The 21619-nt window shown below is 61.4% G+C and carries 22 protein-coding genes; 3 read left to right on the top strand and 19 right to left on the bottom strand.

The window, feature by feature from the left end:
- Window positions 1-43 precede the first annotated feature (43 nt).
- The 19 genes from glmU to rpmH form a co-directional block, all read right to left on the bottom strand.
- Window positions 44-1408, bottom strand: a complete 1365-nt coding sequence (gene glmU / locus QMX85_RS05520) for a bifunctional UDP-N-acetylglucosamine diphosphorylase/glucosamine-1-phosphate N-acetyltransferase GlmU (protein ID WP_273233892.1) — start codon at window positions 1406-1408, stop codon at window positions 44-46.
- Between the two features lie 132 nt (window positions 1409-1540).
- The gene (locus tag QMX85_RS05515; RefSeq protein WP_273233891.1) at window positions 1541-1966 is read right to left on the bottom strand and encodes a F0F1 ATP synthase subunit epsilon; all 426 of its coding nucleotides are present in this window, start codon (window positions 1964-1966) and stop codon (window positions 1541-1543) included.
- A gap of 41 nt (window positions 1967-2007) precedes the next feature.
- The gene (gene atpD / locus QMX85_RS05510) at window positions 2008-3384 is read right to left on the bottom strand and encodes a F0F1 ATP synthase subunit beta (protein ID WP_090231446.1); all 1377 of its coding nucleotides are present in this window, start codon (window positions 3382-3384) and stop codon (window positions 2008-2010) included.
- Between the two features lie 26 nt (window positions 3385-3410).
- A complete protein-coding gene (atpG, locus tag QMX85_RS05505; RefSeq protein WP_090231445.1) occupies window positions 3411-4271 on the bottom strand; it encodes a F0F1 ATP synthase subunit gamma in 861 nt (286 codons plus the stop codon).
- A gap of 48 nt (window positions 4272-4319) precedes the next feature.
- Entirely contained in the window at window positions 4320-5864 is a 1545-nt protein-coding gene (atpA, locus tag QMX85_RS05500) for a F0F1 ATP synthase subunit alpha (RefSeq protein WP_282339169.1), read from the bottom strand.
- A 21-nt stretch (window positions 5865-5885) separates the two neighbouring features.
- Entirely contained in the window at window positions 5886-6422 is a 537-nt protein-coding gene (locus tag QMX85_RS05495; RefSeq protein ID WP_273234923.1) for a F0F1 ATP synthase subunit delta, read from the bottom strand.
- A 12-nt stretch (window positions 6423-6434) separates the two neighbouring features.
- Window positions 6435-6905 carry a F0F1 ATP synthase subunit B gene (locus QMX85_RS05490; protein WP_090231442.1) on the bottom strand — a complete coding sequence of 157 codons (471 nt, stop codon included), beginning with the start codon at window positions 6903-6905 and terminating at the stop codon, window positions 6435-6437.
- 59 nt (window positions 6906-6964) lie between these two features.
- Entirely contained in the window at window positions 6965-7222 is a 258-nt protein-coding gene (atpE, locus tag QMX85_RS05485) for a F0F1 ATP synthase subunit C (protein WP_003097235.1), read from the bottom strand.
- A 62-nt stretch (window positions 7223-7284) separates the two neighbouring features.
- On the bottom strand, window positions 7285-8154 hold the full coding sequence (gene atpB, locus QMX85_RS05480) for a F0F1 ATP synthase subunit A (protein ID WP_282339168.1): 870 nt from the start codon (window positions 8152-8154) through the stop codon (window positions 7285-7287).
- Window positions 8155-8169: 15 nt separating this feature from the next.
- A complete protein-coding gene (locus tag QMX85_RS05475; RefSeq protein WP_090231440.1) occupies window positions 8170-8574 on the bottom strand; it encodes a F0F1 ATP synthase subunit I in 405 nt (134 codons plus the stop codon).
- A gap of 160 nt (window positions 8575-8734) precedes the next feature.
- Window positions 8735-9607, bottom strand: coding sequence for a ParB/RepB/Spo0J family partition protein (locus QMX85_RS05470; protein ID WP_282339167.1), 873 nt, complete (start codon window positions 9605-9607; stop codon window positions 8735-8737).
- A 9-nt stretch (window positions 9608-9616) separates the two neighbouring features.
- A complete protein-coding gene (locus QMX85_RS05465; protein WP_282339166.1) occupies window positions 9617-10420 on the bottom strand; it encodes a ParA family protein in 804 nt (267 codons plus the stop codon).
- 18 nt (window positions 10421-10438) lie between these two features.
- Entirely contained in the window at window positions 10439-11086 is a 648-nt protein-coding gene (rsmG, locus tag QMX85_RS05460; RefSeq protein ID WP_282339210.1) for a 16S rRNA (guanine(527)-N(7))-methyltransferase RsmG, read from the bottom strand.
- Window positions 11083-12975, bottom strand: coding sequence for a tRNA uridine-5-carboxymethylaminomethyl(34) synthesis enzyme MnmG (mnmG, locus tag QMX85_RS05455; protein ID WP_282339165.1), 1893 nt, complete (start codon window positions 12973-12975; stop codon window positions 11083-11085). The genes rsmG and mnmG overlap by 4 nt, the downstream gene beginning before the upstream one ends.
- A 463-nt stretch (window positions 12976-13438) precedes the next feature.
- Window positions 13439-14806 carry a tRNA uridine-5-carboxymethylaminomethyl(34) synthesis GTPase MnmE gene (gene mnmE, locus QMX85_RS05450; RefSeq protein ID WP_282339164.1) on the bottom strand — a complete coding sequence of 456 codons (1368 nt, stop codon included), beginning with the start codon at window positions 14804-14806 and terminating at the stop codon, window positions 13439-13441.
- 69 nt (window positions 14807-14875) lie between these two features.
- A complete protein-coding gene (yidC, locus tag QMX85_RS05445; RefSeq protein ID WP_282339163.1) occupies window positions 14876-16615 on the bottom strand; it encodes a membrane protein insertase YidC in 1740 nt (579 codons plus the stop codon).
- A gap of 2 nt (window positions 16616-16617) precedes the next feature.
- Window positions 16618-16863 carry a membrane protein insertion efficiency factor YidD gene (gene yidD, locus QMX85_RS05440; protein WP_090231433.1) on the bottom strand — a complete coding sequence of 82 codons (246 nt, stop codon included), beginning with the start codon at window positions 16861-16863 and terminating at the stop codon, window positions 16618-16620.
- A complete protein-coding gene (gene rnpA / locus QMX85_RS05435) occupies window positions 16856-17257 on the bottom strand; it encodes a ribonuclease P protein component (protein ID WP_282339162.1) in 402 nt (133 codons plus the stop codon). Before rnpA ends, yidD begins: the two co-directional genes overlap by 8 nt.
- Window positions 17258-17273: 16 nt before the next feature.
- Entirely contained in the window at window positions 17274-17408 is a 135-nt protein-coding gene (gene rpmH / locus QMX85_RS05430; RefSeq protein WP_090231431.1) for a 50S ribosomal protein L34, read from the bottom strand.
- A gap of 517 nt (window positions 17409-17925) precedes the next feature.
- Between rpmH and dnaA the strand changes: the two genes are divergently transcribed.
- The 3 genes from dnaA to recF are packed head-to-tail and all read left to right on the top strand — an operon-like array spanning window position 17926 to window position 21619.
- A complete protein-coding gene (gene dnaA / locus QMX85_RS05425) occupies window positions 17926-19386 on the top strand; it encodes a chromosomal replication initiator protein DnaA (RefSeq protein WP_282339161.1) in 1461 nt (486 codons plus the stop codon).
- Window positions 19387-19420: 34 nt separating this feature from the next.
- The gene (dnaN, locus tag QMX85_RS05420) at window positions 19421-20524 is read left to right on the top strand and encodes a DNA polymerase III subunit beta (protein ID WP_282339160.1); all 1104 of its coding nucleotides are present in this window, start codon (window positions 19421-19423) and stop codon (window positions 20522-20524) included.
- A gap of 6 nt (window positions 20525-20530) precedes the next feature.
- Entirely contained in the window at window positions 20531-21619 is a 1089-nt protein-coding gene (gene recF, locus QMX85_RS05415) for a DNA replication/repair protein RecF (protein WP_282339159.1), read from the top strand.

Raw genomic sequence — 21619 nt, 5'->3', positions numbered from 1 at the left:
ATGAAAAAAGGCGGCCAACGCCGCCTTCTCATCATCGATCAGGTTACTTCTTCACTTTCACCGGCCGCTTCCAGCCTTCGATGTTGCGCTGCTTGGCGCGCCCAACGGCCAGCGTATTTGCCGGCACGTCCTGGGTCACCACCGAACCCGCGCCCGTGGTGGCACCGTCGCCGAGGCTCACCGGGGCGACCAGTGCGCTGTTGGAACCGACGAATACATCCTCACCCATCCGCGTGCGTGACTTGTTGGCACCGTCGTAGTTGCAGGTGATGGTGCCGGCGCCGATGTTGCTGCGCGCACCGATCTCGGCATCGCCGAGATAGCTCAGATGACCGGCCTTGGCACCGTCCCCCATGACGGCATTCTTCAATTCGACGAAGTTGCCGACATGGGCCTTCGCACCCAGCACGCTGCCCGGACGCAGCCGCGCGAACGGGCCGCAATCGGCGCCCTCGCCCAGTTCGGCGCCATCCAGATGGCTGTTGGCCTTGACGATCGCTCCCTTGCGCAGCGTGCTGTTGCGGATCACGCAGTTCGGTCCGATCTCTACGCCCTCTTCGATCAGCACGCGGCCTTCGAGAATCACGTTGATATCGATGAGCACGTCGCGGCCGACGCTGACGTCGCCGCGCACATCGAAACGCGCCGGATCACGCAGCGTGACACCCTCGGCCATCAGGCGACGTGCCGCACGCTGCTGGTAATGACGTTCCAGTTCGGCCAGCTGGATGCGGTCGTTGGCGCCCTGCACCTCCATCGCGTCCAGCGGCTGTTCGGTGGCGACGGTGAGCCCGTCGGCGACCGCCATGGCGATCACGTCGGTGAGGTAGTACTCGCCCTGCGCGTTGCTGTTGGACAGCCGGCTCAGCCAGCCGCCGAGGCGTTTGCCGGGCACCGCGAGGATGCCGGTATTGCCTTCCTTGATCGCGCGCTGCTCGGGCGTTGCGTCCTTGTGCTCGACGATGGCGCTCACCGCCCCCACGGCGTCACGGACGATGCGCCCGTAGCCGGTCGGGTCGCCGAGCTCCACGGTAAGCAGCGCCAGGTGTTGGTCATCCACCTTCTGCAACAGGCGCTGTAGGGTGCCGACTTCGATCAGCGGGACGTCGCCATAGAGGATGAGCACGCGCTCGGCGGACAGCGCCGGCGCCGCCTGGGCCACGGCGTGGCCGGTGCCGAGCTGTTCACGCTGCATGACGAAACTGAGGTCGTCCGCGGCGAGCCGCTCGCGCACCGCATCCGCGCCGTGCCCGATGACCACGTGGATGCCCTGCGGCTGCAACTGGCGCGCGCTGTCGATGACATGCCCGAGCATCGGTTTGCCGGCTACCGGGTGCAGCACCTTGGGCAGTGCCGAACGCATGCGCGTACCTTGGCCGGCGGCGAGAATCACGACTTCAAGGGACATGCAGGGACCTCCGGGAGCAAAGGGAAACGGCGCGACCTTAAGACAGCCAGATCATGCCGGCAACAGCGTTCGGAAAAGACGCAAACAAAAAGGGGTAGCCGAAGCTACCCCTGATTGTCGAAACGGATTCACTCAGCGTTTGGCTCTGGCGCGCAACTGCTGGATGGTCCGCAACTGGGCGGCGGCTTCGGCGAGCTGGGCCGAAGCCGAGCCGTAGTCGAACTCCGCGCTCTTATCGTTCAGAGCCTGCTCGGCGGCCTTGACGGCCTCCTGGGCGGACGCTTCGTCGAGGTCGCCAGCGCGCTGCACGGTGTCGGCAAGAACCTTGACCATGTTCGGCTGGACTTCGAGAAAACCGCCGGAGATGTAGAACACCTCCTCTTCGCCGCCCTGCTTGACCAGACGGATCGGACCCGGCTTCAGGTCGGTGATCAAGGGTGCGTGGCCCGGCGAAATACCCAGGTCACCCAGGTTGCCGTGCGCAATCACCATTTCCACCAGACCGGTGAAGATTTCGCCTTCCGCGCTGACGATATCGCAATGGACTGACATAGCCATTAGGTAGCCTCGCGTGGGCGCCCGTCACCGGGCGCTCCCGATTACAGTTTCTTGGCTTTCTCGATGACTTCTTCGATGCCACCAACCATGTAGAACGCTTGTTCCGGCAGGTGATCGTAGTCGCCGTTGAGGATCCCTTTGAAACCAGCGATGGTGTCCTTCAGGGAAACGTACTTGCCCGGCGAGCCGGTGAAGACTTCGGCCACGAAGAACGGCTGGGACAGGAAACGCTGGATCTTACGAGCGCGGGATACCAGTTGCTTGTCGGCTTCGGACAGCTCGTCCATGCCGAGGATAGCGATGATGTCCTTCAGCTCCTTGTAGCGTTGCAGGACGTACTGCACGCCACGAGCGGTCTCGTAGTGTTCGGCACCGATCACGTTCGGGTCCAGCTGACGCGAGGTGGAGTCGAGCGGATCGACCGCCGGGTAGATACCCAGCGAAGCGATGTCACGGGACAGAACCACGGTGGCGTCAAGGTGGGCGAAGGTGGTCGCCGGCGACGGGTCGGTCAGGTCATCCGCGGGGACATAGACGGCCTGGATCGAGGTGATCGAACCCGACTTGGTGGAAGTGATGCGTTCCTGCAGAACACCCATTTCCTCAGCCAGGGTCGGCTGGTAACCCACTGCGGACGGCATACGGCCGAGCAGCGCGGATACTTCGGTACCGGCCAGGGTGTAACGGTAGATGTTGTCGACGAACAGCAGAACGTCGCGACCTTCGTCACGGAACTTCTCGGCCATGGTCAGGCCGGTCAGCGCCACGCGCAGCCGGTTGCCCGGCGGCTCGTTCATCTGGCCATAGACCAGGGCCACTTTGTCGAGAACGTTGGAGTCCTTCATCTCGTGGTAGAAGTCGTTCCCTTCACGGGTACGCTCGCCCACACCGGCGAACACGGAGTAGCCGCTGTGCTCGATGGCGATGTTACGGATCAGCTCCATCATGTTGACGGTCTTGCCGACACCGGCGCCGCCGAACAGACCGACCTTGCCGCCCTTGGCGAACGGGCAGACCAGGTCGATGACCTTGATGCCGGTTTCCAGCAGCTCGTTGCCGCCAGCCTGCTCCGCGTAGGACGGCGCAGCGCGGTGGATACCCCAGCGCTCTTCTTCGCCGATCGGGCCCGCTTCATCGATCGGATTGCCGAGGACGTCCATGATCCGGCCCAGGGTTTTCACCCCAACCGGAACCTGGATGCCAGCACCGGTGCTGGCGACGTCAAGACCGCGCTTGAGGCCTTCGGTCGAACCCATGGCGATGGTACGGACGATGCCGTCGCCCAGCTGCTGCTGGACTTCCAGGGTGGTTTCCGCGCCTTGTACCTTCAGCGCGTCATAGATGTTCGGGACCTGATCGCGCGGGAATTCCACGTCGATGACGGCGCCGATGATTTGAACGATACGTCCGCTACTCATCTTTGGTTCCTCTGAATTTTGAACCGTTAAACCGCGGCAGCGCCGCCGACGATTTCCGAGATTTCCTGAGTGATCGCTGCCTGACGCGCCTTGTTGTAGATCAGCTGCAATTCGCTGATCAGATCACCGGCGTTGTCGGTGGCGTTCTTCATCGCGATCATCCGTGCGGCTTGCTCGGCCGCATTGTTCTCGACCACCGCCTGGTAGACCTGCGACTCCACGTAGCGCACCAGCAGGCCTTCCAGCAACTGCTTGGCATCGGGTTCGTAGAGGTAGTCCCAGTGGTGCTTCAACTCCTGACTGTCCTCGGCGACCAGCGGAATCAACTGCTCCACGGTCGGCTTCTGGGTCATGGTGTTGACGAACTTGTTGGAGACCACGTACAGCCGGTCGATACGGCCTTCGAGGTAGGCATCCAGCATGACCTTGACGCTGCCGATCAAGTCATTGATCGAAGGCGCTTCGCCCAGGTTGCTGATCGCCGCTACCACGTTGCCGCCGTAGCTACGGAAGAACGACGCACCCTTGCCCCCGATCACCGCCAGATCGATCTCCGCGCTTTTCTCGCGCTGGGCGCTCATGTCCTTGACCAGAGCCTTGAACAGGTTGGTGTTCAAGCCGCCGGCAAGACCACGGTCGGAGGTGACGACGATATAGCCGACACGCTTGACCTCACGCTCGATCATGAACGGGTGCAGGTATTCCGGATTGGCGTTGGCCAGATGGCCGATCACCTGCCGAATGCGCTCGGCATAAGGACGGCTGGCAGCCATGCGCTGTTGTGCTCTGCGCATCTTGCTGACCGCCACCTTTTCCATGGCGCTGGTGATCTTTTGCGTGCTTTTGATGCTCGCAATCTTGCTGCGAATCTCTTTTGCGCCTGCCATTTCACACCTATGGGGTTAGCAGGCGGGGCCTTTCGACCCCGCTGCGGCTTACCAGGTTTGGGTGGCCTTGAACTTCTCGATGCCGGCTTTGATGCCTTTATCGATTTCGTCGTTGAAGTCACCCTTCTCGTTGATCTTCGCCATCAGATCGGCGTGATCACGGTTGAAGTAGGCAATCAGCGCAGCTTCGAAGCTACCGATCTTGGCCAGCTCGACGTCGGTCAGGAAACCACGCTCGGCGGCATACAGCGACAGCGACATTTCGGCGATGGACATCGGCGCGTACTGCTTCTGCTTCATCAGCTCGGTAACGCGCTGACCATGCTCGAGCTGCTTGCGAGTGGCTTCGTCCAGGTCGGAAGCGAACTGGGCGAAAGCCGCCAGTTCACGGTACTGCGCCAACGCGGTACGAATACCACCGGAAAGCTTCTTGACGATCTTGGTCTGGGCAGCGCCACCCACGCGGGATACCGAGATACCGGCGTTGACGGCCGGACGGATACCCGAGTTGAACATCGCCGACTCAAGGAAGATCTGGCCGTCGGTGATCGAAATCACGTTGGTCGGAACGAACGCGGAAACGTCGCCGGCCTGGGTTTCGATGATCGGCAGCGCGGTCAGCGAACCGGTCTTGCCAGTCACGGCGCCGTTGGTGAACTTCTCGACGTACTCTTCGGAAACGCGGGAAGCGCGCTCCAGCAGACGGCTGTGGAGATAGAACACGTCGCCCGGGTAGGCTTCGCGGCCCGGCGGACGGCGCAACAGCAGGGAGATCTGGCGATAGGCGACAGCCTGCTTGGACAGATCGTCATAAACGATCAGGGCGTCTTCGCCGCGGTCACGGAAGTACTCGCCCATGGTGCAGCCGGCGTAGGGAGCCAGGAACTGCAGTGCTGCGGATTCCGAAGCACTCGCCGCCACAACGATGGTGTTGGCCAGGGCGCCGTTCTCTTCCAGCTTGCGCACCACGTTGGCGATGGTCGACTGCTTCTGACCGATGGCGACGTAGACGCAGCGGATGCCGCTGTTCTTCTGGTTGATGATGGCGTCGATGGCCAGAGCGGTCTTGCCGATCTGACGGTCACCGATGATCAGCTCGCGCTGGCCACGGCCTACCGGGATCATCGCATCGACCGATTTGTAGCCGGTCTGTACCGGCTGGTCGACCGACTTACGCCAGATCACGCCCGGCGCGACCTTCTCAACCGCGTCGGTAGCGACGTTGTTGAGCGGGCCTTTGCCATCGATCGGGTTACCCAGGGCATCGACCACGCGACCCAGCAGTTCCGGACCGACCGGAACCTCGAGGATGCGGCCGGTGCACTTGGCGCTCATGCCTTCTTGCAGGCCGAGGTAGCTACCCAGAACGACGGCGCCGACGGAGTCTTGTTCCAGGTTAAGCGCCATACCGTAGACGCCACCGGGGAACTCGATCATCTCGCCGTACATGACGTCGGCCAGGCCGTAGATGCGCACGATACCGTCGGAAACGCTGACGATGGTGCCTTCGTTACGGGCTTGGGAAGAGACGTCGAGTTTCTCGATACGCCCCTTGATGATTTCACTTATTTCGGAAGGATTGAGTTGCTGCATTGCTCTGCTGCCCCTTCAAACTCAGGATTTCAACGCTTCGGCCAGTTTCGCGAGCTTGCCGCGAACCGAGCCATCGATAACCAGGTCGCCTGCGCGGATCACGACACCACCGATGAGGCTGGCGTCTTCCGCAGCGTGCAATCGCACTTCCCGGCTGAGCCGAGCGCTGAGAACCTTGGCGAGTTTGTCTTGCTGTTCGGCGCTCAATGCGAAGGCACTGGTCACGTCCACATCGACCGACTTCTCCTGCTCGGCTTTGTACAGCTCGAACAGTTCGGCGATTTCCGGCAAAAGCGCGAGGCGCTCGTTTTCGGCAACGATATGGATGAAGTTCTGTACCTGAGCATCGAACTTGTCGCCGCACACCTCGACGAAGGTGGCGGCCTTTTCTGTACTGGTCAGACGCGGAGCCTTGAGCACGCTCTGCATGCGCGCGTCTTGCGACACTGCTGCAGCCAGGCCGAGCATGGCCGACCAGGCGGCCAGCTGCTGATGGGCCTGGGCGTGCTCGAAAGCAGCCTTGGCATAAGGTCGGGCCAGCGTGGTCAATTCTGCCATGATCGCCCTCGCTTAGATTTCGGCAGCCAGTTTATCAACCAGCTCCGCATGCGCGTTTCGATCGATTGTGGCACCCAGGATCTTCTCGGCACCGCCGACGGCCAGGCTACCCAGTTGGGCACGCAGCGCGTCCTTGACACCGTTAATTTCCTGCTCGATCTCGGCCTGAGCCTGAGCCTTGACGCGCTCAGCTTCGACACGGGCCTGATCACGGGCTTCGTCGACGATCTGGGTCGCGCGCTTCTTGGCTTGCTCGATGATCTCGGCTGCCTGAGTCTTCGCCTCGCGCAGTTGCTCGCCCACTTTCTCTTGGGCCAGCTCCAGGTCGCGAGTCGCACGATTGGCAGCGTCCAGACCTTCTGCGATCTTCTTCTGGCGTTCGCGCAAAGCCGTGATGACCGGAGGCCACACGAACTTCATGCAGAACAGCACGAAGATGAAGAACGCAACGGACTGGCCAATCAGGGTTGCATTAATGTTCACGCCAACACCTCGCTCGTTCGTTGTCCATCAAACCGGTTCACTCGAATGAAGACGAGTGATCAGCCGGCGATTTGACCAACGAAGGGGTTCGCGAAGGTGAAGAACAGAGCGATACCAACGCCGATCATGGTCACGGCGTCGAGCAGGCCGGCGACGATGAACATCTTGACTTGCAGCATCGGGACCATTTCCGGTTGACGCGCAGCGCCTTCCAGGAATTTGCCACCCAGCAGACCGAAACCAATGGCGGTACCCAGGGCACCCAGGCCAATCAGCAGTGCAACGGCAATAGCGGTAAGACCAACTACAGTTTCCATTTTTCCTCCGACTCTTATGTCGACTTGGTTAGGGGTTTTAGATGAAGCGGTAAAGCGAACAATCAGTGGTTATCTTCGTGCGCCATCGAAAGGTAGACGATCGTCAGCATCATGAAGATGAACGCTTGCAGGGTGATGATCAGGATGTGGAAAACCGCCCACGCCCACTGCAGCACCACACCCAGGCCACTCAGCCAAAGCAGACCGCTGCCGAACATCACGGCGATCAGGATGAATACCAGCTCGCCGGCATACATATTGCCGAACAACCGCAGGGCCAGCGAAATCGGCTTGGCCACCAGGGTTACGAATTCGAGCAGGAAGTTGACCGGGATGAGGATGACCTGCACCGCGATGTTCTTGCTGCTGAAAGGATGCAGGGTCAGTTCACCAATGAAGCCGCCGATGCCCTTGACCTTGATGCTGTAGAAAATGATCAGCGCGAACACCGACAGGGCCATGCCCAGGGTAGCGTTCGGATCGGTAGTCGGAACCGCACGGAAGAAGATGTGCTCGTTGCCGGAGATCGCCATCGCCGCATGCGGGATCCAGTCGACCGGGATCAGGTCGATGGCGTTCATCAGGAAGATCCAGACGAAGATCGTCAGGGCCAGGGGAGCGATCAGCGGGTTGCGGCCGTGGAAGGTGTCCTTGACGCTGCCGTCGACGAACTCGACCAACACTTCGACGAAGTTCTGCAGGGCACCCGGCTGACCGGAGGTTGCCTTGCTGGCAGCCATGCGGAATAGCAGAACGAAGATCACACCCAGCGCAACCGACCAGCCCAGGGTATCCAGGTGGAATGCCCAGAAGCCCATTTCCTTGGCTTCCTGAGCGGTGTGGGCAAGACCCCAGTCACCGGTCGGCAGCCGCCCGAAGGTCAGGTTCTGCAGGTGGTGCTGAATGTAGCCCGAAGCGTTTTCTGCTGCCATGTTTGCCTCAACGCGTTAATTCGTAAGTCGTTTTCTCATCAGCAGGGGAGAAAACCAGCCGACCGTCTGGGTCAGCAGGAACACACCGAATACGGCCAGCGGTTCCAGCGGTTTCACACCTGCGAACGTCAGCGCAAAGAGCACCGCCGTCAGAATCAGTTTTCCGGCCTCGCCGGCGTAGAACGACCGGACGATGGCTTGTGCGGCCCGCGCCCCGCTGAAGCGGAACGCCTTGTGAGCGAAATACAGATTGGGTAGCCATACGATCAGACCACCGCAGAGTCCCGAGTAACCGGCTACCGATCCTCGCGAAAGCCACAGTAACGAAGCGGCGATCAGCAGCAGGACCAGTTGGGCGATCAACACCGGAAAAACCGGCAGGCGATGGAGGGGCAGGCGTTGTGGCGTGCGGGCATCCATCGCAAACGTCCTCTGGAAGGTCGGCGTCCGTTAAATCAACGACTTGGCATATTTCATGCCGACCAAAATGCGCGCAGAGTATAGGGGCGCTTCCCTACCCGTTCAACTGCCGGGTAGTGATTTCCGACTACCCGCTACACGTCATGCATAAGCATTTGTTTCAGCGGATATGCGCCAGTACGCCCTGCAATTCATCCAGCGAGTTGTAGCGGATTACCAACTGACCTTTGCCCTTCTGTCCGTGCTTGATCTGCACGGGAGAGCCCAGCCGCTCTGCGAGGCGCTGTTCCAGACGGCTGATGTCCGGATCGGCTTTGGGCTTCTCGGTGGCCTTTGGTTTGTCGCTCAGCCACTGCCTCACCAGAGCCTCGGTCTGACGGACGGTCAGACCTCGTGCGACAACATGTCGCGCAGCTTCCAGCTGGCGGTCGGCCGGCAATCCGAGCAATGCCCGGGCGTGACCCATTTCCAGATCGCCATGGGCGAGCAGGGTCTTGATCTCTTCCGGCAGGGCGATCAGGCGCAACAGGTTGGTCACGGTGACCCGCGATTTGCCCACGGCCTCGGCGACCTGCTGCTGGGTCAGCTGGAATTCCTGCTGCAGGCGCTGCAGCGCGAAGGCTTCCTCGATCGGATTGAGGTCCTCGCGCTGGATGTTCTCGATCAGCGCCATCGCCACCGCGGCCTCGTCGCTGACGTCGCGCACCATCGCCGGGATCTTTTCCAGATTGGCCTGCTGGCTGGCACGCCAGCGACGCTCGCCGGCAATGATTTCGTAATGACCACCGTCGATGGCACGCACCACGATCGGCTGCATCACGCCCTGGGCCTTGATCGATTGCGCCAGTTCTTCCAGTGCGGCGGGGTCCATGTCGCGGCGCGGCTGATACTTGCCGCGCTGAATCAGGTCGAGCGGGAGGTAATGCAGCTCGCGGTTTTCCACCTGGGCGGCTTCTTCCTGCATGGCGGCGATGCTGGTTCCGCCCAGCAGGGCGTCCAGTCCACGTCCGAGACCTCGTTTCTTGATGGCCATGCCAGTTCCTTATGCTTGTGTGGCGGGCGCCACTGCGGTGCGTCCGGCGCTCCGCTGACGGCGTGCCAGCTCGCCGGCCAGCGCCAGGTAGGCCAGGGCGCCACGCGATTGCTTGTCGTAGACCAGCGCCGGCATCCCGAAGCTGGGCGCCTCGGCGAGACGGACGTTGCGCGGGATCACAGTGTCGTAAAGCGTGTCGCCGAAATGCTCCTTGAGCTGGGCGGACACGTCGTTGGTCAGACTGATGCGCGGGTCGTACATGGTGCGCAGCAAGCCTTCGATCTTCAGTGACGGGTTGAGCATCTTGCCGATGCGCTGGATCGAGTTGATCAGGTCGGTCAGCCCTTCCAGCGCGTAGTACTCGCACTGCATGGGGATGATCACGCCATCGGCGGCGACCAGGGCGTTGACGGTGAGCATCGACAGCGACGGGGGGCAGTCGATGAGGATGTAGTCGTAGTTCTCGCGGACCGGGGCCAACGCCTCGCGCAGGCGATTCTCCTTGGCCGGCATGTCCAGCAGAGCCACTTCGGCGGCCGTCAGGTCGCGGTTGGCCGGCAGCAGCTGGTAACCGCCGTGCTCGGAGAACTGCATGGCTTCGACCAGGCTGCATTCGCCGATCAGCACGTCGTAGATCGAATGTTCGAGACCGAGCTTGTCCACGCCGCTGCCGGTGGTGGCATTGCCCTGCGGATCGAGGTCGATGAGCAGCACCCGGCGCTTGGTGGCCACCAGTGAGGCCGCCAGGTTGATGCAGGTCGTGGTCTTGGCGACACCGCCTTTCTGGTTGGCGATGGCGAGAACTTTAGCCATTGTCGGTGTCGGTCCGGGTCATGAGGAGCGGCGCAGTATCAGCAGATGGCGCTGGCCTTGGCAACCGGGAACCTTGAGCACGTGGGTCGCGGCGAGGCGGAAGTCGTCCGGCAGCGCCTGCAGCTCGTCATCGGGATGCACGCCTTTCATCGCCAGCCAGCAGGTCGATGCATCGCCCAGATGGCGCGTCCAGTTGGCGAAATCGTCCAGGGCGCTGAAGGCGCGCGAGCAGATGCCGTCGAACGGCCGCTCGGGCGTGAACGCCTCGACGCGACCATGCACCACATCCAGGTTGCTCAGGCCGAGCTCGAGTTTCACCTGGGTGAGGAAGCGGGTCTTCTTGCCGTTGGAGTCGAGCAGGGTGAAATGGCGTTCGGGAAACAGGATCGCCAGGGGAATGCCGGGCATGCCGCCGCCGCTGCCGACGTCCAGCCAGCGCTCTCCAGTGTCGGCCACGAAGGGCACTACGCTGAGGCTGTCGAGCAGATGGCGCGAGACCATCTCGTCAGGGTTGCGCACCGCCGTCAGGTTGTAGGCCTTGTTCCACTTGATGAGCAGCGCGAGGTAACCGAGCAGCCGGCGTTGCTGCGACGCGTCGAGCGCCAGACCGAGTTGCTCGGCGCCCCGGGAAAGCTCCAGCGCCTGATGATCGGTGACCGCCATCAGGCGCTCTGTTCCAGTTGGCGGCCAGCGCCGCGCTTCTTCAGATGGATCATCAGCAGCGACACGGCCGCCGGCGTGACGCCGGGAATACGCGAGGCCTGGCCGAGGGTTTCCGGGCGGGCCTGGCCGAGCTTGTGCTGGATTTCCTTGGACAGCCCGGAAATCCCGGCGTAGTCGAGGTCGTCGGGCAGGCGGATGTTCTCGCTGGCGCGCAGGCGGGCAATTTCTTCCTGCTGGCGATCAATGTAGCCAGCGTACTTGGTACGGATCTCGATCTGCTCGGCGACCTGCGGATCGCCCACGCCTTCGCCGGTGATCTCGATCAGCCCGGCATAGTCGATTTCCGGGCGGCTGAGCAGGTTGAGCAGGTTGTATTCGTGGGCGAGCGGTGTCCCGAAGCGCGCGGCGACGGCGTCACCCTGCGGGGTCTTCGGCCGGACCCAGGCGCTTTTCAGGCGCTGTTCTTCCTGCTCGATCGCCTCGCGCTTGGTGCAGAACGCGGCCCAGCGCGCGTCGTCGATCAATCCCAGTTCGCGGCCCTTCTCGGTGAGGCGCAGATCGGCATTGTCCTCGCGCAGGATCAGCCGGTACTCGGCGCGCGACGTGAACATGCGGTACGGCTCCTGGGTGCCAAGGGTGATCAGGTCGTCGACCAGCACGCCGATGTAGGCCTCGTCGCGTCGCGGGCACCAGGCGTCCTTGCCCTGCGCACGCAGCGCGGCGTTGGCACCGGCGAGCAGGCCCTGGGCACCGGCTTCTTCGTAGCCCGTGGTGCCATTGATCTGGCCGGCGAAGAACAGCCCGCCAATGACCTTTGTCTCCAGGCTGTACTTGAGATCGCGCGGATCGAAATAGTCGTACTCGATGGCGTAGCCGGGACGCACGATGTGCGCGTTTTCCATCCCGCGGATGCTCTGCACGATCTGCAACTGCACGTCGAAGGGCAGCGAGGTGGAGATGCCGTTCGGATACAGCTCGTGGGTGGTCAGGCCTTCGGGCTCGAGGAACACCTGGTGGCTGTCCTTGTCGGCGAAGCGATGGATCTTGTCCTCGATCGACGGGCAGTAGCGCGGGCCGATCCCTTCGATGACGCCCGAATACATCGGCGAACGATCCAGGTTGGCGGCGATGATCTCGTGGGTGCGCGCATTGGTATGGGTGATCCAGCAGCTGACCTGCGTCGGGTGCTGTTCCTTCGAACCGAGGAACGACATCACCGGAACCGGTGTATCGCCAGGCTGCTCGGTCATCACCGAGAAATCCACCGAGCGACCGTCGATGCGTGGTGGCGTGCCGGTCTTCAGCCGACCGACGCGCAATGGCAATTCACGCAGGCGCTTGGCCAGGGCGATCGACGGCGGGTCGCCGGCGCGGCCGCCGGAATAGTTCTGTAGGCCAATGTGGATAAGTCCGCCCAGGAATGTGCCGGTGGTCAGCACCACGGACTCGGCGAAGAAACGCAAGCCCATCTGGGTGACCACGCCCCTGACCTGCTCGTTCTCGACGATCAGGTCGTCGCAGGCCTGCTGGAATATCCACAGGTTGGGCTGGTTTTCCAGCACCTCACGCACCGCGGCCTTGTACAGGATTCGGTCGGCCTGGGCGCGCGTGGCGCGCACCGCAGGGCCCTTACGGCTATTGAGCACACGGAACTGGATTCCACCCTTGTCCGTTGCCTGGGCCATCACGCCGCCGAGGGCGTCGATTTCCTTCACCAGATGGCTCTTGCCGATCCCGCCGATGGCCGGGTTGCAGCTCATCTGGCCGAGGGTTTCGACGTTATGGGTCAGCAGCAGGGTTTTCACCCCCATGCGGGCAGCAGCCAGCGCTGCTTCGGTACCGGCATGGCCGCCACCGATGACGATCACGTCGAAACGGGAAGGGTAATCCACCACGCACCTCGTGCCTGTTGAGATTGGGAAATCAGGGAGCCGGCAAGTATAGGGAGTTAGGTCGGCTGAATGAAGCCTTTTGCACAAAATTTAGCCAATCGGTTCACCCTGAGAAGGGAGTGGCTCCTGAGTCCGGCTAACAAGAATAAATAGAGATGAATTTATAAAGCTTGTTTTCTATGTTTATTCTTACTGCAACCATTTTCTGTGGATAACGTGATACAAGCCACGCCAATCCTGATGTACAGCGTTCGTGAGACTTGTGCCCTAGCTGCGTGAAAGCAGGGGTTAGGCTGATCGTAACCTGTGTATTAAGTCATCAGTTATGCACAGGTGAGTTTATCCTCCGCGTTGGAGACGCGTTACCTACAGGGCACAGTCAGGGTTATCCACAAAGCTCAATGACCGAAAAATGGATGCCCGAATGCCGTCCCGACCCGCGAGACCGCAACCCTTCCGGGGGCTACTTGCCGATGCAGAAGCTGGAGAAGATCCGACCGAGGAGGTCGTCGGAGCTGAACGCGCCGGTGATTTCGCCGAGTGCCTGCTGCGCCAGGCGCAGGTCTTCCGCCAGGAGCTCGCCGGCGCCTGCCAGGGTCAACTGGGCGCGTCCATGTTCGAGATGGCTGGACGCCTGGCGCAGTGCCTCGAGGTGACGCCGGCGGGCGCTGAAGCTGCCCTCGGACAGCTGCTGGTAGCCCATGCAGGCCTTCAGGTGTTCGCGCAGCAGTTCGAGGCCGTCGCTGGAGCGCGCGGACAAGACGATGCTGACGTGGCCATCCTCGGCGACCGACAGTTCGGTGGGCTCGCCGGAAAGATCGGCCTTGTTGCGGATCAATGTGACCTTGTCCGCCGCCGGGCGCACGTCGAAGAACTCCGGCCAGAGTGCGAACGGATCGCGCGCTTCCGGCGTGCTCGCATCCACCACCAGCAGCACACGATCGGCCTCGCTGATCGCCTTCACCGCGCGTTCGACGCCGATCTTCTCGACCTGGTCGTCCGTAGCGCGCAGGCCGGCGGTGTCGATCACGTGCAGCGGCATGCCATCGATGTGGATATGTTCGCGCAGCACGTCGCGCGTGGTGCCGGCGATGTCGCTGACGATCGCCGTCTCGCGGCCTGCGAGGGCGTTGAGCAGGCTCGACTTTCCGGCGTTGGGTCGGCCGGCGATGACCACGTTCATGCCGTCGCGCAGCAACGCGCCCTGGCTGGCTTCCCGGACGACCTGCTGCAGGTGTTCGCGCACGGCATCGAGTCGCCGCAGTACGTGGCCATCGGCGAGGAAGTCGATTTCTTCCTCCGGGAAGTCGATTGCCGCTTCGACGTAGATGCGCAGCTGGATCAGGCTCTCGGTCAGGCCGTGCACACGTTTCGAGAACTCGCCCTGCAGCGAACGCAACGCGTTACGTGCCGCCTGTTCGGAGCTTGCCTCGATCAGGTCGGCAATCGCCTCGGCCTGCGCCAGATCGAGTTTGTCATTGAGGAAGGCGCGCTCGCTGAACTCGCCCGGGCGTGCCTGGCGGGCGCCCAGTTCGAGGCAGCGCCTGAGCAGCAGGTCGAGGATCACCGGGCCGCCGTGGCCCTGGAGTTCGAGTACGTCTTCGCCGGTAAACGAATTCGGCCCCGGAAAAAACAGCAGCAGGCCTTCGTCGATGACCTGGCCCGCTTCGGCGAGGAACGGACCGTAATGCGCATGCCGTGGCCGCGGTTCACGGCCGGACAGCGCGACCGCCATTAGCCGCGCCTGCGTACCCGACACCCGCACGATACCCACGCCGCCGCGTCCGGGTGCGGTGGCGACGGCGGCGATGGTTTCGCGGGGTGTGGACATCGGGGCTCTCCAGATAGCAAGACGCCCCATAAATGGGGCGTCTCGTTCAACAGGTGCGCGCGGCGTGAATCAGACTTCTGCCTTCTTCGTGCGTGCTTCGATCTGGCGGGTAATGTACCACTGCTGTGCGATGGACAGGCAGTTGTTGACCACCCAGTACAGCACCAGACCGGCCGGGAACCAGAGGAAGAAGAAGGTGAAGATGATCGGCATCAGCTTCATCACCTTGGCCTGCATCGGGTCCGGCGGCGTCGGGTTCAGCTGCTGCTGAATGAACATGGTCGCGCCCATGATGATCGGCAGAATGAAGAACGGATCCTTGATCGACAGGTCGGTGATCCAGAACATCCACGGCGCCTGGCGCATCTCTACGCTTTCCAGCAGCGTCCAGTAGAGCGCGAGGAACACCGGCATCTGCACCACGATCGGCAGGCAGCCGCCGAGCGGGTTGATCTTCTCCTTCTTGTACAGCTCCATCATCGCCTGGGACATCTTCTGGCGATCGTCACCGAACTGTTCTTTCAGTGCGGCCATCTTCGGCGAGACGGCACGCATGCGCGCCATCGAACGGTAGCTGGCGGCAGACAGCGGGAAGAACGCCATCTTGATGATGATGGTCAGGACGATGATCGACCAACCCCAGTTTCCGAGGAGGCTGTGGATATGTTGCAGCAACCAGAAGATCGGTTGTGCGAGGAACCACAGTACGCCGTAGTCGACCGTCAGCTCGAGACCGTGGGACAACTCGCCGAGGTACTTCTGGATCTTCGGACCGGCATAGAGGATCGCACTAGTCTCTGCCTTGGCGCCGGGGGCGACGGTTACGGTTGGACCGGTGAAGCCGATGATGTAGTTGCCCTGGGCGTCCTTGCGGGTCTGCACCACGTTGGTGGTGTCTTTCGCCGGCACCCAGGCGGTGACGAAGTAATGCTGCAGCCAGGCAACCCAGCCGCCCTGCACGGTTTCCTTCAGCGGGGCCTTGTCGATGTCCTTCATTTTCACCTTGGTGTAAGGCGAATCAGGTTTCCACATTGCCGCGCCGAGGTAGGTGGCCGTGCCGGTGGCCGTGGTCGAGGACGGGTCGCCGCTGGCGTCACGCTTGAGCTGGGCGAACAAGTTACCGTTCCAGGTAGCGCCGCTCTGGTTGTCGATTAGGTAGCGCACTTCGACCTGATAGGCGGACGGGTCCACGCAGCCCGGCTTCTTCAGCTGCTGCTCCTTGGGCGAGCAAGAGGCATCGAGCCCGCGCTTGAAGGTGAAGCGCTTGATGTAGTTGACCCCGGCATCGCTGTAGGTCAGGTCGACCACCAGTTGATTCTGACCTTCGACCAATTCGTAGCTGCGCTGCGCGCTGTTGAACAGCGGGCGTCCGGAGCTGCGGGCATCCGGGCCGTTGGCGCCGGTCAGGCCGCTCTGCGCCAGGTAGGTCAGTTCGCCGCCGTTGTCGAACAACTGGAACGGCACATCGGGGCGGTCCTGACGACGCGGATACTGCGGCAGGCTGAGCTGGACGATATCCCCCCCACGCGGATCGATCGCCAGGTCGAGAACGTCGGTCTTCACCCGGATGAGCGCGTTGCTGACTGCGCTCGGCGCGATTTGCGCTTCGCCTTCGACCGTCGCGCTGGGCACGTCATCACTGGTGGCAGTGGCACTGGGAGCGTCGGGCAGCGCCTGGTTGGAGCTCTGCGCAACAGGGTTCTGTGTCGGCGGTAATGCGGCCTGCCCATAATCCTGGTTCCATTGCAGGACCATCAGGTAGGACACGATCGCAAGGGCGACGATCAGGATCGAGCGTTTGATATCCATGATTACTCGGCCATCGAAGGGGATCGGGAGGGTTTCGCTGCGGGAACCGGATCGTAACCGCCGGGATTCCAGGGATGACAACGGCCAAGCCGGCGCATGGCCAGCCAGCCGCCGCGCATCACGCCGTGCTGCTCGATGGCGTCATGGGCGTAGCAGGAACAGCTGGGGTAGAAGCGACAGTGGCTGGCCATCATCGGGCTGATGGCGTAGCGGTAGAACTGGATCGATGCGAGGGCCAGTTTACGCATGACGACTGTCGTTGACCTCAGGTTCGGCTTGGGTGTGCAGGCGAGGTCGATTGCGCGCGAGGCGTTTCCAGAGCTTGCCGAACTGCAGAACCAGTTCGCTGTTGTCCAGGTCGCCAAGGCCCTTGCGCGCGACGATCACGATGTCCCAGCCGACCAGGCTGTCCTGATTCAGGCGGAACGATTCGCGGATCTGACGTTTCAGGCGATTGCGTTCAACGGAGAGCTTGACGCTCTTCTTGCCGATCACCAAACCCAAGCGGGGATGATCAAGATCGTTGTCGCGCGCGAGTAGCAGGACATTCCTGCCGGGGACCTTGCCGGTGGGGGAGTCGAATACGCTCTTGAATTGTCGGGGTGTAAGCAGGCGCTTTTCCCGACTGAAGTCTCGACTCACCACCCGTGCCGGATTATTAGACGGTCAGACGCTTGCGGCCCTTGGCGCGGCGACGCGACAGGACTTGACGACCGTTCTTGGTGGCCATGCGGGCACGGAAACCGTGGACACGAGCGCGCTTGATGGTGCTGGGCTGGAAGGTGCGTTTCATGATGCTTCTACCTGGTGCTCACTACGGGCCGGGAGTGGCCCCCGTTTAAGAGACCGGCAATTCTAGTGAAACCGAACGGACAGGTCAATTTCCAACCAGCGCTTTTCGTTCCAGAGAAATATAGAGAAAAGAATAGATAAGCTCTTTGGTGAATATGACTACTAATGGTGAGCCTGTTTTCTGTGGAAAAAGCAGTGAAGGCCGGACCGGCTGCTGCCTGCAGCGGATTACAACACTGTGATGAAAACGTGCTGCGGATGTGCCCGACCTGTGCAGAGGCTCTGGACAACTGGGCGAGTTTTCCACAGGTAAGGTTAACGACAGGTTTTCCCACGGGTTCTTACATATGTTATTGGCACTTTACCCACAATGAAACGCGTGGATTTCTGCCTGTTCATGATTTACGTGTACGACGTCTCTAACCATTTCCCCACGTCGGGCAATGTGGATAACCGCCCGCCAGCCCCGTACAATGCCTGCTGTTTTTTCGTCGCTTTTTCACTCTGTGGGGTCGTCTGTGTCCGTTGAACTTTGGCAGCAATGCGTGGAAATACTTCGCGACGAGCTGCCGGCCCAGCAATTCAACACCTGGATACGGCCACTGCAGGTCGAGGCAGAAGGCGAGGAGTTACGCGTCTATGCGCCGAACCGGTTCGTTCTGGACTGGGTCAACGAGAAGTACCTCGGACGGCTGCTCGAACTCCTCGGGGAGCGCGGCGCGGGAGTCGCACCGGCACTGTCCCTTCTTATCGGCAGCAAGCGCAGCGCGGCTTCGCGCCCGGCGCCTAACGCGCCCCTTTCGGCGGCCGTCGCGCCGCCGCCCGAGCCCGTTCAGCAGGCCAGCCAGCTAGCGGATGTCGTTTCGGCGCCGATCTACGCCCCTGAGCCTGTGGCGAGCAACTCGGCCCCTGCGGTTCGTACCGAGCGGACGGTGCAGGTAGAGGGCGCGCTCAAGCACACCAGTTACCTGAACCGGACCTTCACCTTCGAGAATTTCGTGGAAGGCAAGTCCAACCAGCTGGCACGAGCAGCGGCGTGGCAGGTAGCCGACAACCCCAAGCACGGCTACAACCCGTTGTTCCTTTATGGCGGCGTCGGTCTGGGCAAGACTCACCTGATGCATGCGGTCGGCAACCATTTGCTGAAGAAGAACCCGAACGCCAAGGTGGTCTACCTGCATTCGGAGCGTTTCGTCGCGGACATGGTCAAGGCACTGCAGCTGAACGCGATCAACGAGTTCAAGCGTTTCTACCGCTCCGTCGACGCGCTGCTCATCGACGACATCCAGTTCTTCGCCAAGAAAGAACGTTCCCAGGAGGAATTCTTCCATACTTTCAATGCCTTACTTGAAGGCGGCCAGCAGGTTATCCTCACCAGTGACCGCTATCCGAAGGAGATAGACGGGCTTGAGGAGCGCCTGAAGTCGCGTTTCGGCTGGGGGCTGACGGTAGCCGTCGAGCCACCGGAGCTGGAAACGCGCGTGGCCATCCTGATGAAGAAGGCCGACCAGGCGAAGGTCGAGCTGCCGCACGATGCAGCATTCTTCATCGCTCAACGGATTCGCTCGAATGTTCGTGAACTCGAAGGCGCGCTGAAGCGTGTCATCGCTCACGCCCACTTCATGGGGCGTGATATCACCATCGAGCTGATCCGCGAGTCGCTGAAGGATCTGCTGGCCTTGCAGGACAAGCTGGTCAGCATCGAAAACATCCAGCGCACCGCGGCCGATTACTACCAGATCAAGATCGCCGACATGCTGTCGAAGCGGCGTTCCCGATCGGTCGCCAGGCCCCGTCAGGTGGCGATGGCACTGTCCAAGGAACTGACCAACCACAGCCTTCCTGAAATCGGCAATGCATTCGGCGGTCGCGATCACACCACAGTGCTGCATGCCTGTCGTAAGATTGCTGAACTGAGGGAATCCGACGCGGACATCCGCGAGGACTACAAGAATCTGCTGCGCACATTGACTACCTGATCCACACGCAGCCTACGAGGCAAGGGAACGGACCATGCACTTCACTATTCAGCGCGAAGCCCTGTTGAAACCCCTGCAACTGGTTGGCGGCGTCGTGGAACGTCGGCAGACCCTGCCGGTTCTTTCCAACGTCCTGCTGGTCGTGGAGGGACAGAATCTTTCCCTTACCGGCACCGACCTGGAAGTCGAACTGGTCGGTCGCGTTGCCCTGGAAGACATCGCCGAGGCCGGCGAAATCACTGTCCCCGCACGCAAGCTGATGGATATCTGTAAGAGCCTTCCCAGCGACGCGCTGATCGACGTGCGGCTGGATGAACAGAAATTGGTCGTCAAGGCGGGCCGCAGCCGCTTCACCTTGTCCACCTTGCCGGCCAATGACTTCCCGACAGTCGAGGAAGGTCCGGGCTCGCTGAACTTCACGTTGCCGCAGGCGAAGCTGCGTCGGCTCATTGAGCGCACCAGCTTCGCCATGGCGCAGCAGGATGTGCGGTACTACCTGAACGGGATGCTGCTGGAAGTCAGCGCCAACGTGCTTCGTGCGGTCGCCACTGACGGCCACCGACTGGCCATGTGTTCGATGACGGCCGGCATCGAACAGGCGGACCGTCACCAGGTGATCGTTCCCCGCAAAGGTATTCTGGAGTTGGCCCGCCTGTTGACCGAGCAGGATGGCGAGGTTGCGATCGTGCTGGGCCAGCACCATATTCGCGCTACCACGGGTGATTTTACCTTCACCTCGAAACTCGTCGACGGCAAATTTCCCGACTACGAGCGCGTGCTGCCCAAAGGCGGCGACAAACTGGTAGTGGGCGACCGGCAGGTCCTGCGCGAGGCTTTCAGCCGCACCGCGATTCTCTCCAACGAAAAATACCGGGGCATCCGACTCCTGCTGGCGAGTGGCACGCTGAAGATTCAGGCCAACAATCCCGAGCAGGAAGAAGCGGAAGAAGAAGTAGCCGTCGACTACACGGGTGCCGGCCTCGAGATTGGCTTCAACGTCAGCTATCTGCTGGACGTGCTGGGCGTGATGACTACCGATCAGGTGCGTTTGATTCTTTCCGATTCCAATAGCAGTGCGCTGGTGCAGGAAGCTGAAAACGACGAGTCTGCCTATGTCGTCATGCCGATGCGCCTGTAACGCTCAATGTCCTTAAGCCGCGTCACTGTCACCGCGGTGCGCAATTTGCACCCGGTGACGCTCTCCCCCTCCCCCCGCATCAACATCCTCCATGGCGCGAACGGCAGCGGCAAGACCAGCCTGCTAGAGGCCATCCATTTACTGGGCCTGGCCCGCTCATTTCGCAGCAGTCGACTGCAGCCGGTTATTCAGTATGAACATTCCGCCTGCACGGTGTTCGGGCAAGTGCTGCTGCCTGATGGAACCAGCAATCTGGGCATCAGTCGTGATCGCCAGGGCGAATTGCAGATTCGTATTGATGGTCAGAATGTCCGAAGTGCGTCCCAACTTGCCGAGACCTTGCCGCTTCAGCTAATCAATCCCGATAGCTTTCGTTTGCTGGAAGGCGCTCCAAAGATCCGTCGACAGTTTCTGGATTGGGGAGTGTTCCACGTGGAACCTCGCTTTCTGGGAGCTTGGCAGCGGCTTCAGAAGGCATTGCGGCAACGGAACTCCTGGTTGCGCCATGGTACACTTGACGGTGCTTTACAGGCCTCGTGGGACCGTGAGCTGTATCTGGCCAGCGACGAAATTGATGGCTATCGGCGCGCCTATATTCAGGCGTTGAAACCCGAGTTCGAGGCGACGCTGTGCGAGCTGGTGGATCTCCAGGGATTGACCCTCAGTTATTTTCGGGGATGGGATAAAGAGCGTTCTCTTGAGGAAGTGCTTTCCACCTCGTTATCCCGTGACCAGCAGATCGGCCATACGCAGTCGGGACCTCAACGTGCTGATTTGAGGCTTAGGTTGGGCGCTCATAGCGCGGCCGATATCCTGTCCCGAGGCCAGCAGAAATTGGTCGTCTGCGCACTGCGGATTGCCCAAGGGCATCTCGTTAACCAAACCAAGCGCGGCCAATGTATCTATCTGGTGGACGATTTGCCGTCCGAGCTGGATGAGCACCACCGACGCGCATTGTGTCGGCTGTTGGAAGATTTGCATTGTCAGGTGTTCATCACCTGCGTGGATCACGAATTATTGAAAGATGGCTGGCACGCGGATACGCCGGTCGCCATGTTCCACGTGGAACATGGCCGAATCACACCTTCGGAGTGA

The organism is Pseudomonas sp. PS02288 (genome assembly GCF_029959715.1).
GTDB classification, from domain to species: Bacteria; Pseudomonadota; Gammaproteobacteria; order Pseudomonadales; family Pseudomonadaceae; genus Pseudomonas_O; species Pseudomonas_O kuykendallii.
Note: the sequence above shows the minus strand (reverse complement) of the source record. Positions and strands in the feature narration are given on the sequence as shown.